The sequence below is a fragment of the Vibrio sp. 10N.286.48.C11 genome (genome assembly GCF_041469805.1).
In the GTDB taxonomy this organism is placed as follows: Bacteria; Pseudomonadota; Gammaproteobacteria; order Enterobacterales; family Vibrionaceae; genus Vibrio; species Vibrio crassostreae_C.
The window spans coordinates 118,971-136,602 of record NZ_JBFRLK010000003.1 but is presented as its reverse complement, the minus strand read 5'-3'; the positions used below and the strand labels follow the sequence as shown (position 1 = coordinate 136,602).

The following is a 17,632-nucleotide window of genomic DNA, read 5'->3' as shown; positions in this document are numbered from 1 at the left end:
GAACAAACCACTTAGTAAATCTACACATTATAATTGTTTAAATATATTTATCTAAGTTTAACCCATCACTCCGTTACCTTGTTACTTTCTCATACATTAAAAAAAATAAATCGACAAAAATAAAACCATCAGGAAGATAACAATATAAAGCATTTAAAAACACTTAGAATAAATCGCTCTATGTAACAAAGCCAACAACTCACGTTGCTGGCTAATATAGAAGTAGTACAGTCACACTAGTCCGATCTCGCATATTAAAACTGGAACGCGCAAGATTAACAACCTAAGTTCATTTGTATTATTCTGCGTGCTTGATCTTACCTCGACGAAACTCTAGCTCTTGTCTCACCTCAATTGCTCTTTGTTCCGTGAAGTCGTATCGATACATAACAACAATGGCCAATACCGCTGTTACCACCGGAATAAGAATGTCCGCTACTCTCATTAAATTGATGATCTCTAACGCTTCTGGCATATCCAAAAGTGCTTCACCGCCAATCAGAGAGTTTCTGATCTCTTCCAGCCTTTTGTAGCCAATTGAACTTAGTACCCAACCAGACATCAAGGTAGCAATGGCTGTGCCCAACTTAACAAACCACCAGTACACCGCACCAAACACCCCTTCACGACGCTCACCTGTGTTTAACTCATCTAAATCACATACATCTGCAGTCATCGACATCATTAAAGTAAACAAGCCGCCTATACCAAAAGCCATCAGAGGTAATGAAACAAACATCATCCAGTGGGTACTTGGGTTCAGTGCTTGTTCAAATGCCCACCAGCGAAGTATGTAGCCTAAAATTGATACTAGAGTCGCGATAATAAAGGCATTTTTCTTTCCAAACTTTTGTGAGATTTTGGTAATAATCGGAATCACTAATAAGCAAGTACATAGTGAGCTGATAGTACCGAACCAAGCAGGCCATGTTCCAGCTGCACCTTGATCACCATTGAATACGTAAAAGACAATGATAAAGAAAGAGAACTGAGCCACTGTTTGGAAACCATTGAAAACAAGGAATGTCGCGCTGCACAATTTTACGAACGGTAAACATTTAAAGGTTTGCCAAATTCCCTTAAAAAACTTCCCAAAAATATTTTTGAAAGAAGAGAGTGTCAGCTTTTCAGTTGTTTGCTCTGTTGGTGCTCGCTCTTTACAGAATAGAGCCGGTGTAATACCAAACACTAGGCAAAGCAGACCGACCCAAATAGCCAACTCACGGCTACCAATTGCAGCAGACTCATAAAGGTTCGGATCGTAGATCATTACCCAGAACCAAGGCGCAATCACCCATGCTAATTGCCCTATCCATTGAGAAACCGCCATAATACGAGTTCGCTCATGAAAATCTGGGCTCATTTCATAGCCTAAAGCCACTAAAGGCGTCGCGAAAATGGTGTAACCTAAGTAGAACAATAATGAGAGCACTAAAAAGTACACAAAGTTATAGGCTTCACCATTCTCTGGGTATATTTGCCACATCAGCATAAAAGCGACACCTGTGATGATGGCGCCAACAAAAATATATGGACGTCTGCGTCCCCAACGCGTGCGTGAGTTATCAGAAATATACCCCATTAATGGGTCTGTAATCGCATCGAACAGACGAGGAACCGCGCCTAAAATACCCACAAGCAATGGGTCCATGCCTAGCCCCATAACCAGCACAATCATGAACACACCCAGCGCAGCAGCAAATAGCTGATTCGCTAAAGAGCCTACACCAAAGGCAATCTTTTGATACAACGGCACACAGCCATTGGCCGTAGGTTGATAGCTCGCCCCTACGTTAACCTGGCTTGCTGATTGATTCGCTTCACTCATTTTAATACCCTTTAATCCATCAATAGGTTTTCGCCTAAGATAAAGGCAAAACTTATTATTTAAATTCATAACACGAATTACTGTTTATTTAATTGCGTACCGCCTACTCCGAACGTCGGCGGTACGCTAAACACTAACCATGTGCCTTATATTTGTTCGTTATTTCATCGTCACAATAAGTTCTGATATCTCGCCGTTTCTTAGGTCTTCGGCATGTTCACCATTGATTTCAGTTAATGCGATTGTGCTGCCATTCGAATACTTCATTACGTATTCAGAAACACTGAACTCATCGTATGTATTCAGTCGTGAATGATTGACGTAAGTCACTTTCGTCGCACCCATAAACGTAAATGACACTTGATTGTTTTCATCAAAGAATGCCGCCGGCAGTGCTGGCTTCAAGTTAAGTGTTAACGTGTCGCCATTCATCACAAACGGTTTGTCGCCAAACATCATCATAGTCCACATATGAAGCATTTCGACGGTTGACCCAGACAAACGAGCCACAAAACCTTGACCGTGCGTTTTAGGGTCTGGGTTGCATGTTGGTGCAATAAATGATGAGTTTTCTAAGATACTTCGGCCATACACCTCAGGGTCCATGAAACAAATCAGGTTGGTGTTTATCTCATTAAAATACTGTTCGTACATTCCTGCTTTTAATAAGCCAAGCAAATACTTGTAGTTCATATGTAAGAAATTAGATTCACGCTCAAGCCAACCTTTGGTAAATGCGCGCGCTCGACCGATCTCTAAACTCATTTCATCCAAACACTCACTGGTTTTAAATTGGCCTAGCTCTGTATCGTAGATGCCTGTCGCTTTGATTTTGTTGTAATCTGACACATTGCCTTGGGTGTCTGTATTCGCTTTCAACAGGCGAGCGGGCGCTTCTAAGAAAGCCGGTAAAACATTAAGTTTGAAGGCTTTTGCCCGAACCAGCGGCAACTTATAATTACCGATTTTTGGCATGCCGTCTTTAAGAATCTCTTCGTATTGTGTGACTTCATAGTAAAGAAACGTAGGAAGTACCCCGTTCGACAATGCTTTCGCTTTCTCGATGCCCGCTTCGACTTTAGCTGTCATTTTTCCAAGCAATGCAATCACATCTGATACATTCAGCTGGTCTGAATTAGCGGTAACGGTGAATCTCACAGCTTGACGATACTCTTCTCGGATTGAAGAAATCTCGTCCCAATATTCAAACCCTGTTAGGCTCGATTTAAGAAGCGAATCAACACGGAATACATACTCAGTAAACTCAGTAGGCAGCTGCATTGAGCCTGAATAATCAAACGCACTTGCTAGGAACTTTAAGAGTCTGAGAAGTTCAACCGTTTCCGATACGCCAGAGCCAAACAACCCAGGTAGGCCGTTCATCGCATCATTCCAGCCAGGCTTGTCTGACTCCATCTCAATGCCAATGCCTTCAGGGTCAAGCGTACAAAACTTGTTAAACGCTAACGTAAACAGTTTCGTAAACAGGTTGGTTTTTATCTGCTCACCTTGTGCATCAACCACCCAGTTAGAGCCGTTCACATCCATAGCCAGTTGTTCTACTTTCTCTTCATCGTTGTGCAAAATAGAGCCGTAACGCCTTACTTTACCTTCCGCTGTCAGTACCGTTTTTTCGTCTCTTGGTAAAACGGTGACAGGTGATGAATAGTATTTATAGTCGTAGTTATCAAACAAGAATGCTTTTTTGGTATCTGGGTAAACAGCCAAGTGAGACTCAACTAAATCAAGAATGTAAGTCCAGTGGTCAACCCAAAAGCCCTCTCCAAAACTTGCTTCAATGTTTTGTTCAGCATGCTTTAAAAGATCAGACAGCAGCGTCATTTCATCTTTTGAAGACGTAATACCTTCATTTGACATGGTGTTGATGACAGTACCGGGCGTGAATTTTTTACCTAAAACACCTTCCATAACGTCATGCTTATTATCAAAGTTCTCTGCGATTAAAGATTTGATATCCACATTACGATTAAACTGGAATGTCGAACCGTTAACACCTAGCGGGTTATAACCATCTAGCTGAATCAGTGAAGCAAACAGTTTTACGTTATAGTCACCCACTTTTGGGTTAAAGAGTGAATCGACTCGGCGGTTTTGACATACGTCTCGGAAGTTACCATTGCCCTGCGAGAAATACTCAGGAGCTACATTGAATAAGTTATAGTCGCGCTCAAGATCACCGTGTTTACGAGAAAAGACATGATAAACATGATTTGTCTTATTCCCTTCGAATATTAACGGGTAGCCACCACGCAAAATGTTATCGAGATAGTTTTGCTTGATGTACTGATCAAAGATTGGATTCGATGTCTGACATTCGACTTCTTGAACCAACTCGTTGATCACGGCCTCAGACTCTTGCTCTTTAGTGTCAAAGTAATGGCTTGAAACCATCTCATCGACTTTATCATTCAACTGTTCGAGATCGTTGGCGTGGCCAATAATGGTTCTCAGAACAAAAGTGTCATCACTCTTAAGGTCAAATGCCACTGGAGAGAAACCGACTGGAATTTTATTTGCGGTAATTTGCGCTTTCTGTTTTAGCTCATTAATGGAATGTTCTTGAAAAGAAATCGGTGTCGACATAGACGTGTCGTGACCAAATATAATTTCACCATCAACGATTGGACGAATAAGCTGTTCATTAGCAAAAGACAGATAGAAGTTACCCTTATCTAATGTGCCAACTTCTGCACTGTCTGACGTAGTTGAGCGCATCTTAAAAAATGGCACGTCATTTTCTAAGTTGTAGACATCCATCCAACTTCTCAGTAAGTTCGACATCTCTTTGAATAGCGTATTTGGCGTACCGTATGGAAGAATTTGCGACAATCCATCAATCAGCTCGATATGTCGTGTTGTACCCGACAAATCTTTGATCTCTACTTTTCTCATAACGGCAGCAAGGCTATCGTTTGGAAGGCCGAAATATGTCACCGTTACTAATAAACCAAGATTTTGATTTTCTTCAGTAATCTTAAATTTATCACGCTTGATGTACATTTTACGCTGGGTATTTTCAGAACGCTGAGTGCCAAAAAACTCATACACATCATTGTTTAACTTCACAAAGGTGCGAAACCCAATTCGGTCAACATTTTGGTAAGCGGTCACTGCCGGTGAAAATTCAAGAATAGGATTATCCTTATTCTCTACACCAAAAGAACATAACCCCTGCCCTCGATTAACGTAAAACGCCCAAAGCGGAATTCCTTTCTTTCCAGCTAACCCCGGCAAAAATGAAGAAAATGTCTTCTTTAAGTCATAATCGTTAATTACAAACTCTTCATTTTCCAAATAATACTCTTTATTCATGGTCACTCTACCTACCTAAACTCTTGTATCCCGACATGAGAAAAATGCGTTAAAGCCTTTCTGTACGTGTCTGACTGATCCAGACCTCTCTAATGCAACGCCCATCGAATGAATCATCGCAAAAGAAAAAGAAAGCGCTTTCTTTTATGCTTGTAAGATAACTTCACTCAATTGGATAAGTCTACGAAAAGTTAAAATGCACTCAAAAAACGTGAACTACCCCCTAAATAAACGAGGTTATTACTCGCTTTAGGCGTTTAAAGCTCGCCTCTGTGGTGGGTTTTATACCAAGCAAAAATGCAAGATATTGTTGCTTTTGCTACCTAGGTAGAATTTTGAACCGCTTTCTTCTGTACCTCAGCAGTTAAGGCGTATAAAATTGGGCTAAAGCTTAAAAGATAATTTTGAATCAAACACTTGCATTCATTTGTATGGTGTTGACATCAAACTCTTACCTTTTCCAGTTGAAACACATCATCTATTAAACACGGACATTTTCGACCTATTATGCAAAAACAAGTCATAACAATTAAAGAAGTCGCTGAATACGCCAATGTTTCGCAAGCCACTGTTTCTCGCGTGATAAATGGTCAAGACTCGGTAAAAGAGAAGAACTTAGAAAAAGTAAAAAAGGCCATCGCCGACCTTGGTTATACTCCAAATTCAGCCGCTAAAGCGTTAGCCAGTAACCGTTCCAACAGTATCGGTATGTTAGTAGGAAGCTTAGACGGTCCTTTTTATGGCCCTTTAATGCATTCAGCGGAAGACACGCTTTATCGAAACGGGCTTCATTTTATAGTGACCAGCGGGCAAGACGATGAAAAAAAGGAGCACGATGCTCTTAATTTTTTACGATCGAAACAAGTCGACGGTGCCATTGTTCATGCTGACAAAGTCTCAGATGATATGCTGCAAAGCTTAACCCGTGACTTTAAAGCACTCGTAGTGCTCAACCGAAAAATAACCGAACTGAAAGATCAGTGTCTTTACCTTGATAATGAACTCGGTGGGTATATCGCCACCAAGCATTTGTTGGATAATGGGCATAGAAATGTCGCGTGTATCACTGGCCCTATGTCTAAACAAGACGCCCGTGATCGCCTACTTGGTTATATTCGTGCACTGGCTGAACACGGTGTCTCTTATGACCCTAACCTCACCATTGAAGCTCGATTTGACCATGAAGGAAACTTTGATACGGCCTCTAAGTTGCTTGATCGAGACAACAATATCACCGCAATATTCTGTCAAAACGACAATATCGCACTGGCTGTCTATGACGTTTGCGTACAGCGTAAACTGCTGATTGGAGAAGATATATCGGTTGTCGGCTTTGACAACGACTTACTATCTAAACACATGCGTCCACAGTTAACGACGGTTGGTTTTCCACTGCATGAAATGGGCAAAATAGCGGGCGAGATGATCATTGACCAGATCAATAACGTTGGGAAAATGACAAGCCGAAAACTTATCCCAACCATCGTTATTCGAGACTCCGTAAATAACATGAATGACGAGTAGCTTCGTCGCTTTTAGCTTTTGGCTTCTAAGCTTCTAAGTTTTTACACTTCTACAAGATCAAATAAAGCCATAGTAAATATGGCTTTATTTGTGTTTCTTCTTAGCTAATAGTGAGATTAACGCTCAATCGCGCAGCTGGGTAAAGTCACATAGATTGAATGTATCATTGCCGAGCGCTCAAAAAGCCACTGCGTCAACTCAAGAGAAAGCTGGTCGCCTTCACACTCCAAACATTGTCCATCCATCAGTTTTACATGAATACCAGTGTCCACAGCTCTTTTGTCGACCTTGTAAACAAAAGGTACCTGACAATAAGTGAAAGCCAAGCCGTCACCTTCTAGCGCCAACGACTGGCAAACCCCATCGACATCAATGTAATTGAATGTCTTGAGACGGGTGGTAAAGTCCGACGCTTTTAATAATGTCGGATGGATTCGCAACTGAGACTGCTCAACCTCAACACCCAACTCCCCAAAACGAGTGATGATCTCTTCTTTCACTTGCCCTGTCATACCCGGTTGCTGTGCGCCTGCCTGCTTCGGTGTATGAGAATAAGGGTCGGTCGGGAAAGCACCGTAATTTTGAGGGGTCTTATTAAACCCAATGCCTTTTCGAATACGGTAATAGTATTTATCAAGCTTGATCGTCGATGGGCTCATACCTGTTTCACGATACGAAGCTTGATAATTTTCTTGCACAGCAAGCAACAGTTTTGACACCATATGCCAGTAGATACACCCCAGCCCTTCATAACCAAACATCGTGCCGGAACGGCCAGTGAACGCGCTATGTTCAAAAACATCTTCATAAAGCGCCAGTACTGCCTTCCAGTCGCTATCGGCAAAGCTTGGGTAATCCGGTTTTACTTCATTTAAGCGATCTGAAAGCACGCCTGCATTTTCAAAATCGGCATTAAAATGATACTTCTGATTGATATCTTTTGTGATGATTCGAGTGTCATTCCTCAAAAGCATATGTTCTAACAACGTGCTTGATTCTATGGCGTGTTGATCAATGCTGTTCTTGTCCATAAACCCTTTCAAGGCTCGGTCTGGATAGAGCATAAATGTCTGTTGATCAGCTCTGTACATGTCACTGCTAAACAAGTTATCAAGCAATTCGGCGCTCTGTTTGCCGTCTAAAACACCAGCACTCAATACCGCGACTTGACCCTCTAGCATTGGGTATAGCTCTTTAATTTGAGCACCGTCATCGTTCAAGTCTAAGATGTTATACGCATTGTAAAGCCCATCTTCACGCTTGTTGTTTTCAATCGTTCGGTCAATCAGCGACTGCGCGATATTCATGAAGCCTTTGAGATGACCGCTGTCTACCGATGTTTTCGATGAGAAGCCGTGTTGATACACTTTATTTCGATATTTTTCGCCTTCGTTCGCTAAATCGACTAACAACGATTTGCGGAACTCTGGCGTCGCCACGTCATGTTTCAACACATTCGTGGCCGCTTCCAAAATACAAAAACTGTGGTTCAACCATTCACTGACTTCTTTTGATATCGTAAAGCTTTTTGGGGCGCGTTCTAACAACTGAGTCATGAACGAAGTGTATCGACGCATGTAGTACAACGTCACCATCGACAACCCACTGCCAACAATGGCATTGTTTGCGTCGTTCCATTCGGGTCTTTGTGTATTAAGCCAAATACCACCATCAAGTACAAAGTTACTTAGCTTCGCCAGTAAAGGCACCAGCAATTTTTCCATCAGTGAAACCAAATAGACATTATCACTCGCGCCCATAACAAGACGGCCATCACTGCCTAATTTTTCACAACGTTCATCAATTACTTGCTGTTTTTCTGTATTAAAAGTTACCGTATCTTTAGGGTTCTTAAATATCTGCTCTGCACCGACAATTTCATACGGTACGTTCGCGTAACTGAAGTGCTCTTCATTCAACCACGCGACCAATTCGGAGCTTTGATACTTGTCAGCGAGTTCCAGTAATTTGAGCAAGTAGATAATTTGATGATCACCCCAATAACCGATATTACTCCACGGGTTCTCAGGCTCTAACATCTCCCAATCAATCCCTTCTTTTGTGATGCGATACGGGTTATAGCCATCAACCGTCGAGGCGTTCACAAACTTGGTCATAAATGAGCCGATGAATTTCGGATAACTCAGCGCCAACGCTTCCCAGTTTTGGAAAATATCACGCCAGTTTCCTTGGTAACCTAACAGTCGATTTCCTTCATCATCACGAACATTAATCTCATAATGGTTCCATGGACGGCTTGGATCGCCGTGTCGGCGACCAAATGTCAGCGGCAAGTATTCATAGGCAAGGCGGATTAACTGCTCGTCTTGTGTCTCTTTAACCAAAGCAATAAGCTCAGGGTGGCTCAATTTTGAGGGTAGCGAGTGCAGGAGATCACGATGTTTTTGTGCGACTTTTTGGTTAATACGAACAAATGTGTTTCTAACGTCACTGCTATCTAGCTCGTAGCCATCAACAAACACTCCACCACGCATACTATTGAACAGAACATTCGCATAGTGATGAACATCGGTTTCTTCTGAAGACGTTAATTGCCACGCGTCACCACCAGACATCAAGCCCATTAGGTCGTCTTGATTCGCTTTGATGTCGGTTTTAATTTGCTTAGCCAGTGCACCACTTTCTAGCAGTAATGCTTTGGTGACTTCTACCTCTTTGTGGGTCTGATCAATGTCAGCCACAATCAACCAATTCTGTTTTTGGTTCGGCTTTAGCTCAAATTTTTGATGTATTAAATAAGCACCGCGCTCGCCTCGAACCAATGGTTGCGCACTAAGTTGACTGTTTTTTCTAAACTTCGTTAACTCTTTAGAACTCAGTAGCACCTGATGCTCATTCTCAACCAGTGAGAACACAGACGTTGCACGTAAAGATTCCGCTGGATCAGCTCGGTCGCTCAATTTGGCATACAAGCTGTAAAGTGCTAACGGCAGAGTATCGACACGCTCATTCCATTTATAAGCATCCACCAGCGCGCTACTTGTTTGCATCACCGTTTTAGGCACCTCTGGAGGCAGAACATTCTGGATCCCATCAATGATCTCAATATGCTTCGGTTGAGAATCTAAATTCGCCACTTCTGTTTCTCGAACGAAACCAAAACGGTCAGAGGTTTGCCAACTGTATTGATAGCTCAAACCCAGTGTATAGTTCACCTCTTGAAAGACAATTTTGTCACCCGTAACGTTCTTGTAAATATTGCGCTCAACATCAAACTTGCCGTCATGGTGTGGGTTGAATGGTTCCCAATTGGGTGAAGCATTGGTACCTTGAGCCACTTTTACTATCGCTTTTGAACCGGTATTTTCTGCATTTTCATGGATGTAATCGACCGAGCGATATGGGAAAAGTGCATTTTCAGGTCGAATACGCCCAGCTGAAAGGCAGCCAGAAGAAGAGACAAATAACCAATGATTACTTGCAGAGACTACGCTGATAAAAAAGGGCGCCATGGCGTCCACATTACTGATTTTGTAGTAACGCTCTCCGTCTAAATCAACGAACTGCCCGCAAACTTCTTGAGCCTCTGAATTTCTAATGTATGTCATAATAATAAACCAAACCATGAAAGCGCTTACTTTTAGCGCTGAAAATTAACTGTCTTTGTGTTACTTGTTCGGGATGTGATGGCAACGAACAAAATGATTACTTGATACTTGAGTCACTGAAGGCATCGATTGAGCGCAATTGTCGCTTGCATGGTAGCAACGAGTCACAAACGGACACCCTTTACTGGTCGGCTTCCAAAGTGGGATGTCCCCTTTCTTAGCGCCAAGTTCACGTTTACCGGCATTGCCTACTTCAGGAACGGCCGACAACAAAAGTTGTGAATACGGGTGATGTGGGTTTTGAGTGACATTGTCACTATCCCCCCACTCAACCATATGCCCGACATACATCACTGCGGTTTTCTCGGCAAAATAACGAGCGGTCGCGATGTCGTGAGTGATGTACATGAAAGAGATACCATGTTTGTCTTTCAGTTCGGCCATTAAGTTTAAGATGCCTAAACGAACAGAGACATCGAGCATCGAGATAGGCTCATCAGCCAAAATGACTTCCGGGCTTACTGCGATCGCTCTTGCAATGGCGACACGTTGGCGTTGCCCACCACTGAGTTCATGAGGGTATTTCTCCGCCGTCTCTTTTACCGGCGATAAACCCACCATATCCAGCAGTTCATACACCAATTGGGGAATGGCGTCTTTCTCTGCGCGCTTATGAATCAAAAGTGGACGAGCAATATGATGATAAATGGTGTGTACCGGGTTTAAAGATCCAAATGGGTCTTGGAAAATCATCTGAACTTGACGTGCATACTCTAGCTCACCATGTTTTTTAATATAGTCTGCTAAAGGCTCACCTTTAAACTCGATGTCTCCTGCTGTTTTGTCGTAGATTCGCGTAAGTACTCTTGCTCCAGTGCTTTTCCCTGAACCCGACTCACCCACAATGGCAAGCGCCTCGCCTTTGCGTAGCTCAAAAGAAACGTCATTCACGGCGCGCATCATATTGTTCTTACTGGATTGGCCAACCGGAAAATCTTTCATGAGATTCCTAACCGACAAGATCACATCTTTACGACTGTTTACGATTGTTTGTTCAGTATCCATGTTGGTTTCCTTCCACTAAATGACAAGCGACATGATAGGCGTTCTCGACCGACAACAGGTGAGGCTCGGTTTCAAAGCACGCTGCGACACATTCGGTACAGCGCTCTTGAAAGTTGCACCCTTGGGGAATATCGAGAAGGTTAACGGGGTTACCCGGAATACCATGTAGGCGCTCTTTCGGGCCATGAATCGTTGGGAATGAAGAGATCAAACCCTTGGTATAAGGGTGTTTAGGTTGGCTAAATACTGTTTTTGCATCGCCAAGTTCAATCAAGTTACCCGCGTACATCACACCAATTCGATCCGCTATTTCGCCCATCAAACTTAAATCGTGGCTGATAAATAGTATCGAAAAACCAAATTTGCTCTTCAGGTCATACAACTCATTGAGAATTTCACGTTCAACGACAACATCGAGTGCCGTTGTCGGCTCATCCATAATAATCAGCTTTGGCTCAAGGGCTAACGCAATCGCAATAACGACACGTTGGCGCATTCCACCACTCAACTGATGAGGGAAGCTCGACATTCTTTCCCCATGAATACCAACAGTATTAAGTAACTCAACTCCACGTTGGTACGCTTGTGCATACGTCACCAGTTTATGCGCCAGAATCACATCCGTTAACTGTTCGCCAATAGAAATCACCGGGTTTAAAGAGTTCATTGCACTCTGAAAAACCACTGACACATCATTCCAGCGAAATTGACGCAGCTGCTTGTTATTCATCTTTAGGACGTCTTGCCCTTTATAAAGGATTTCCCCTTCAGAGATGAGAGCAGGTGCTTTGTGCAAGCGTGAAATGGCAAACGCTAATGTGCTTTTCCCACAGCCCGACTCGCCCGCAATACCGAGCGTTTCTCCCGGCGCGATAGAAAGGCTGACATTGTTCACGGCACGCGCGATACCGTTAGGCGAGACATAATCGACACAAAGATCATTAATTTCTAGTAAGTTACTCATCATAGACCTCTGCGCTTATCCGCTTCTTTTTTAAGTTTGTGCCAAAGTTTGATATGTGGGCCCGTTCTAAGTTTCGGGTTACTCACTTGGTCAATCGACATGTTGATCAAAGCCAGTGCCCCACCCGTAATGGCGAGAGCCAGTGCAGGAATCAGCATTTCCCACCAAGCGCCTGTATATAAAGATGAAGAAGTTTGCGCCCAATACAGCATCGAACCCCAGCTCACTTCTGTCGCATCGCCCAAGCCCAAAATGCCTAAGCCCGCTTCTGAGCCCATGGCATAAATCACGGTTCCAAGGAAGCCACCAAAAACGATTGAAACTAAATTCGGTAGGATCTCGACAAGAATAATACGAACTTTGGACTCGCCCATTACCTCTGCTGAAATGATGAATTCTTTACTCCGTATTGCCATTGTTTGAGCGCGAATGACCCTCGCGCCCCATGGCCAGGAAGTAATGCCCAACAACACGGTGATAACAAGCGACCCGACTTGCCCCAAAAATGCCGCTAACACAATTAATAGAGGAAGTTGTGGGAACACCAAGAAGACGTTGGTTAAGAAATTCAGTCGATCATCGATCTTGCCACCGAAGTAACCCGATGAAACGCCAACAAACACAGCAATCGTCATAGCAATTACGCCAGCAAAAATCGCCACCGTGAGTGACTTTCTCGCACCGTGTAATACTTGGCTATATACGTCTCGTCCACTGCGTGTGGTGCCAAATATATGCTCACTACTCGGTGCTACATGAGGCCTTGCGACGCGCTTCTCTGGGTTATGAGTTGCCAAAACAGGCGCCATTAATGCACCTACCAATATGATGGTCAGCAAAAAAGATCCGATAATTGCAGGCGGATTACCGTAGAAAAAGGCATACACCTTTCCGCAGATTTGCTTAATATTTTTCCAAGAGTATTTCGATTCACGCGCTGGCAAATTTTGGCCAGACGAAACGGTTTTATTGGTGATTAGATTATCCATGTGATGGCCTTAATTAGAGATACGAGGGTCGAGCCAAACGTAAAGCAGATCAGCGATGAAATTGGCAGTGAGTACGGCAGTCACCAAAATAAGCAAAATTGCTTGAATGAGCGGATAGTCTCGAGCAACGATGCCTTTTAGTAGGATGTTGCCTAAGCCCTGATAGTTAAAGACAACTTCCGTCATGATTGAACCCGCAAATGAGAAGCCAATCGCCATAGCAATTGCCGTTGCAACAGGAAGAATGGCATTTCGACCCGCATATCGAGACATCACGCGATAACTGCTGAGCCCTTTGGCTTCAGCCATCGTCACGTAGTCTTCACCTAATACGTTGATCATGGCATTGCGCATATTGAACACCCAAGTCGAGATGCCAACGATAACCATTGACCCAACAGGTAACACAGCATGTTTTGCCACGCTAGAGATGAACTCCCACGTCATACCGGGCTCTAGGGAAGGATCGTGGGTATACGCTAATGGAAGCAGTTCTAGCTTCAAACCAAAGAAATAGAACAGCAGCAGAGCAGTAACGATATAAGGAAAGTTACTAATGAATGCCAAAATGGGTGGCACCAGCTGCCCAAACAAACCTTCACGACGATAAGAGGCATACGTGCCAATGCTGACACCAATAATCAGCGCTACAATCAACGACCCTAACGCTAAAAACATGGTCCAAGGGAGTGCCATTGCCAACACATCAGAAACACTCACAGGGAACATCAACACAGATGGCCCCAAATCCAATGTAAACACGCTTTTCATGTAAGCAAAATATTGCTCAAAGATATTGCCATCAACAAAGCCATACATTTCACGAACCGCATCCATTTGATCCGGGTCCATACGGCCTTGAGCGGCAGCAAAAAGTGCATCAACCGGATCACCCGGCATCAACCGAGGAAGCATAAAATTGAAAGATATTGCGATTAAAAAAGCAGTAAAATAAAAGCCAAACCGGCGAACAAGAAACGACATAACGCCATCCTTACAGTGGGAGGGGCAGTCCCCTCCTATATGAATTTATTTGAGGTGTAAGTTATTAAGAATGATCACGCGTTTACCGCCATCATAAAAGACCGGTTGAATATATGGGTTCTCTTTACTCGGCCAACCCGTGATCTTCGACTCGCTGTATTGAAACCATGTAGGGTTCGAGTACAAAGGGATGAATGGAAGGTTTTGCGCCGTGAATTCTTGTAGCTCTGACAAAATTTGAGATTGCTTGGTGCTATCGTTTGTTTTCCCAAAACTGTCAATCAACGCATCAATTTCAGGGCTATTGATACCATGACCTGCATGCCAAGTTTTACCGATTCGGTCAGAAGAGAAGTACTCTTGATACGCTACGATTGGGTTTGCTGCAGCCATAGACCAGTTAATCGAAACTTTATATTTACTGTCTTTCAGATTTTTGTCGTACACAGCCCAGTCGACTGTTTTAACGTTCGACTTAACGCCTATCTCTTCATAAAACTCGGTCGCCATCTGGACAACTTGAATCCAGTCTGTCCAACCATTGACAACCTCAATATCGAATTCAAACGTTTCACCGCTGGCAAGATCACGAAACCCATCACCATTTCGGTCAATGATTCCAGCTTGGTCCAACAAATCAGACGCAAGTTCAGGAGAGTATTGCGTTAGGTAGCCGTATTTCTCGTTCACCTTGGGATCAATATCAGATTGATACAGCTCACCAATGCCACCAGGGTTAAAGTTTGCTGTCGGATAACCATACGCTGCAATATCCACAATCAGTTCTCTGTCTAAAGCAACAGATAGAGCTTGGCGAACCTTCACATCATTAAAAGGCGCTTCTTTGGTATTTAAATATAAGTGGATAGCGTCGTTGGCTGGATACCAAAAATGGTTATTATCAGGATCACGGGCAACAAAGGTATTTTCAATATCAGCAATGAAGTTCGACCCCCAGTCGATCTCTCCTTTGATAAGCGCCGGTTGAATTTGAGAATTATCGTTATATGAACGGAAAGTAATGCAGTCTAAATAAGGACGGTTCTCAAGGTAATAATGCGGGTTACGACACAGTTCCATTTGTTGTGATTTAAGATAGCTCACTTGTGTCATCGGCCCACTACCAATAGGGTTTGGGTTGGTAAACGTCGTTAAGTCTTTTTGTAGCCCCCACACTTTTTTAGGCACAATGTGATAAGCCGCGAGGTTCCACAAAAACGTCGTGTCAGGCTGTGCAATATTGAACACTATCGTTGTTTCATCGGTCGCTTCAATATTGACTAATCGATTCTCAGCCCAGATCCCCTTCTGGTCAAATGCAGGGTTTTTTTTCGCTAATTCAAAACTATAAACCACATCTTCAGCTGATAATGCACTGCCATCAGACCATTTTAGCCCTTGTCTGATTTTCAACGTGATTGACTTAAGATCGTCAGAATACGTTGCAGACTCAGCCAAACGCCAGTGCGTCTCGCCGGTCATGTTGTTAAACACCATCAACGGCTCAAACATCGTCCCATGTAAGATATCTTTTGTTGTATATGGGTTATAGTTGTCTAGAAAACCGGTATTGATGATAGGGACCGAGATTGACCCTCCCTGTCCAAACTGATCAACATCTGCTGCATATAAACCACTGCTAAGTGCCGCACTGATTACAACCGACACTATAGATGCATGTTTCTTCATAAATATTCCCTTTATCCAATGCAGTGGCTTACAAGGCACACCAACAAAAAGTAAGCGGTTTCATTCTGTAATTAAAATCCTAAGGCAAACATATGGCAGACACAAACTCCCCATGATGTTTTGCCAACGCCATCACACCACAAGTTAATACTTTAAAATCAACAGCTTAAGTAAAGAAAAAACCCAAACAAAAAATAAAACCTTACTTTTCAACACCTTACACAAAAACCCCTCCCTCGCTCATTTCATCGTAAATGTGATGACCGCCCCAAAAGAAACCGCTTACAAAGTTATTTTTTGAGGTAATATTAATTTACCGGCCTTGGATAAGATATTTTTAATGGTATGAATCCATTGCGAATGCAATTAAATATTATATTTAACAGGTAGAATTGAATATCATGGATAAGAATACAATTACCATAAAAGAGGTCGCTGAATATGCCAACGTTTCTCAAGCGACAGTATCTAGAGTTATAAACCAACAATCTACTGTAAAAGAAAGAAATTTAATCAAGGTTCTCAATGCTATTAAAGAGCTAGGTTATACGCCTAACTCGACTGCGAAAGCACTGGCTACTAAAAAATCCAACAGTATCGGCATGCTGGTGGGTAGCTTGGATGGCCCCTTTTACGGCCCTCTGATGCACGCCACAGAAAATGAAATCTACAAGCTGGGCTTACATCTTATTGTAACAAGCGGTCAAGATTCACTTGAAAAAGAGACCGAGTCACTGACTTTTCTGCGGTCGAAACAAGTGGATGGTGCGATTATTCATGCCGATCAAATGTGTGATTCAACGTTAATCGATCATGTAACAAGCTTCCAAAATTTTGTCATTTTAAATCGCCACTTACCTGACCTTGAACAACACTGTTTGTATGTTGACAACGAGCTTGGTGGCTATCTTGCTACGCAGCACTTGATTGATAACGGCCATCGACGAATCGCTTGTATTACTGGCCCCTTGGTCAAAAATGAAGCGAGAGACCGATTACTTGGCTATATGAAGGCGCTGGCCGAATCCAACATCGATTATGACCCATCACTAATTGTCGAAGGGCGATTCGACCACAAAGATAACCTATTGAAAGCAAATCATCTCATTCAGACCATGAACGATATTACTGGAGTTTTTTGTCAAAATGATAACATCGCTTTAGCGGTCTATGATGCATGCTCACAACACAACCTCCAGGTTGGCGAAGACTTATCAATTGTGAGCTTTGATAACGATCTAATGTCTAAACACCTGCGACCTTTACTGACAACGGTTGGGGTCTCTATCCATGATATGGGCAGAATCGCGGGTCAAATGCTGATAGACCAATTATCAAATAAAGAAATACTAAAAGGGAAAAAACTGACACCGTCGCTTGAAATCAGGGACTCAGTAAAAGACCTAAATCAGCACCACTAGCTTATTAACAACGCATTAATAAATACAATATTAAAATAGATAAACGTTTTACTTTTTGGCGAGAGCTATTTAGTGCGCACTTATTAACTATTATTTTAAATGAATATTAGTAATAGCCACCAAGAAACTGCTCAAGAGCCATAAGCCATAAAGTAAGCGCTCTCTTAAAATCACAAACGGATATGAAGTGTTTGAAACCTAAGAACCATGAAGATTTCATAGCATTTTATACCCATAAAACAGCTTATATTATCATCCTATTTAGG

10 protein-coding genes are annotated in these 17,632 nt (G+C 42.7%); 2 read left to right on the top strand and 8 right to left on the bottom strand.

The window, feature by feature from the left end:
- Positions 1-298 precede the first annotated feature (298 nt).
- Together AB4209_RS01430 and AB4209_RS01425 are read right to left on the bottom strand one after the other, a co-directional pair.
- Positions 299-1,828: an MFS transporter gene (locus AB4209_RS01430; RefSeq protein WP_372054585.1), complete on the bottom strand. Its 1,530-nt coding sequence runs from the start codon at positions 1,826-1,828 to the stop codon at positions 299-301.
- Between the two features lie 159 nt (positions 1,829-1,987).
- On the bottom strand, positions 1,988-5,161 hold the full coding sequence (locus AB4209_RS01425) for a hypothetical protein (protein ID WP_372054583.1): 3,174 nt from the start codon (positions 5,159-5,161) through the stop codon (positions 1,988-1,990).
- 507 nt (positions 5,162-5,668) lie between these two features.
- Here AB4209_RS01425 and AB4209_RS01420 point away from each other — a divergent pair.
- Positions 5,669-6,685: a LacI family DNA-binding transcriptional regulator gene (locus AB4209_RS01420; RefSeq protein WP_372054581.1), complete on the top strand. Its 1,017-nt coding sequence runs from the start codon at positions 5,669-5,671 to the stop codon at positions 6,683-6,685.
- Between the two features lie 116 nt (positions 6,686-6,801).
- Here the strand turns inward: AB4209_RS01420 and AB4209_RS01415 are convergent, their stop codons facing one another.
- From AB4209_RS01415 to AB4209_RS01390, 6 genes are read right to left on the bottom strand one after another with little or no spacing between them, the layout of a single operon-like run.
- Positions 6,802-10,254, bottom strand: a complete 3,453-nt coding sequence (locus tag AB4209_RS01415) for a hypothetical protein (RefSeq protein WP_372054579.1) — start codon at positions 10,252-10,254, stop codon at positions 6,802-6,804.
- 60 nt (positions 10,255-10,314) lie between these two features.
- Entirely contained in the window at positions 10,315-11,319 is a 1,005-nt protein-coding gene (locus AB4209_RS01410) for an ABC transporter ATP-binding protein (protein WP_372054577.1), read from the bottom strand.
- The gene (locus AB4209_RS01405; RefSeq protein ID WP_372054593.1) at positions 11,309-12,283 is read right to left on the bottom strand and encodes an ABC transporter ATP-binding protein; all 975 of its coding nucleotides are present in this window, start codon (positions 12,281-12,283) and stop codon (positions 11,309-11,311) included. Before AB4209_RS01405 ends, AB4209_RS01410 begins: the two co-directional genes overlap by 11 nt.
- The gene (locus tag AB4209_RS01400; RefSeq protein ID WP_372054575.1) at positions 12,283-13,272 is read right to left on the bottom strand and encodes an ABC transporter permease; all 990 of its coding nucleotides are present in this window, start codon (positions 13,270-13,272) and stop codon (positions 12,283-12,285) included. Before AB4209_RS01400 ends, AB4209_RS01405 begins: the two co-directional genes overlap by 1 nt.
- A gap of 9 nt (positions 13,273-13,281) precedes the next feature.
- Complete coding sequence (locus tag AB4209_RS01395) at positions 13,282-14,256, bottom strand: ABC transporter permease (RefSeq protein ID WP_372054573.1); 975 nt, start codon at positions 14,254-14,256, stop codon at positions 13,282-13,284.
- Positions 14,257-14,301: 45 nt separating this feature from the next.
- Entirely contained in the window at positions 14,302-15,945 is a 1,644-nt protein-coding gene (locus AB4209_RS01390) for an ABC transporter substrate-binding protein (RefSeq protein WP_372054571.1), read from the bottom strand.
- A gap of 401 nt (positions 15,946-16,346) precedes the next feature.
- Here AB4209_RS01390 and AB4209_RS01385 point away from each other — a divergent pair, with 401 nt between their 5' ends.
- Entirely contained in the window at positions 16,347-17,366 is a 1,020-nt protein-coding gene (locus tag AB4209_RS01385; RefSeq protein WP_372054569.1) for a LacI family DNA-binding transcriptional regulator, read from the top strand.
- Positions 17,367-17,632: the final 266 nt, after the last annotated feature.

Coding starts and splice junctions, on each gene's coding strand:
- AB4209_RS01430 (WP_372054585.1), bottom strand. CDS start 1,828: ATGAGTGAAGCGAATCAATCAGCAAGCCAGGTTAACGTAGGGGCGAGC.
- AB4209_RS01390 (WP_372054571.1), bottom strand. CDS start 15,945: ATGAAGAAACATGCATCTATAGTGTCGGTTGTAATCAGTGCGGCACTT.
- AB4209_RS01410 (WP_372054577.1), bottom strand. CDS start 11,319: ATGGATACTGAACAAACAATCGTAAACAGTCGTAAAGATGTGATCTTG.
- AB4209_RS01405 (WP_372054593.1), bottom strand. CDS start 12,283: ATGAGTAACTTACTAGAAATTAATGATCTTTGTGTCGATTATGTCTCG.
- AB4209_RS01395 (WP_372054573.1), bottom strand. CDS start 14,256: ATGTCGTTTCTTGTTCGCCGGTTTGGCTTTTATTTTACTGCTTTTTTA.
- AB4209_RS01415 (WP_372054579.1), bottom strand. CDS start 10,254: ATGACATACATTAGAAATTCAGAGGCTCAAGAAGTTTGCGGGCAGTTC.
- AB4209_RS01425 (WP_372054583.1), bottom strand. CDS start 5,161: ATGAATAAAGAGTATTATTTGGAAAATGAAGAGTTTGTAATTAACGAT.
- AB4209_RS01420 (WP_372054581.1), top strand. CDS start 5,669: ATGCAAAAACAAGTCATAACAATTAAAGAAGTCGCTGAATACGCCAAT.
- AB4209_RS01400 (WP_372054575.1), bottom strand. CDS start 13,272: ATGGATAATCTAATCACCAATAAAACCGTTTCGTCTGGCCAAAATTTG.
- AB4209_RS01385 (WP_372054569.1), top strand. CDS start 16,347: ATGGATAAGAATACAATTACCATAAAAGAGGTCGCTGAATATGCCAAC.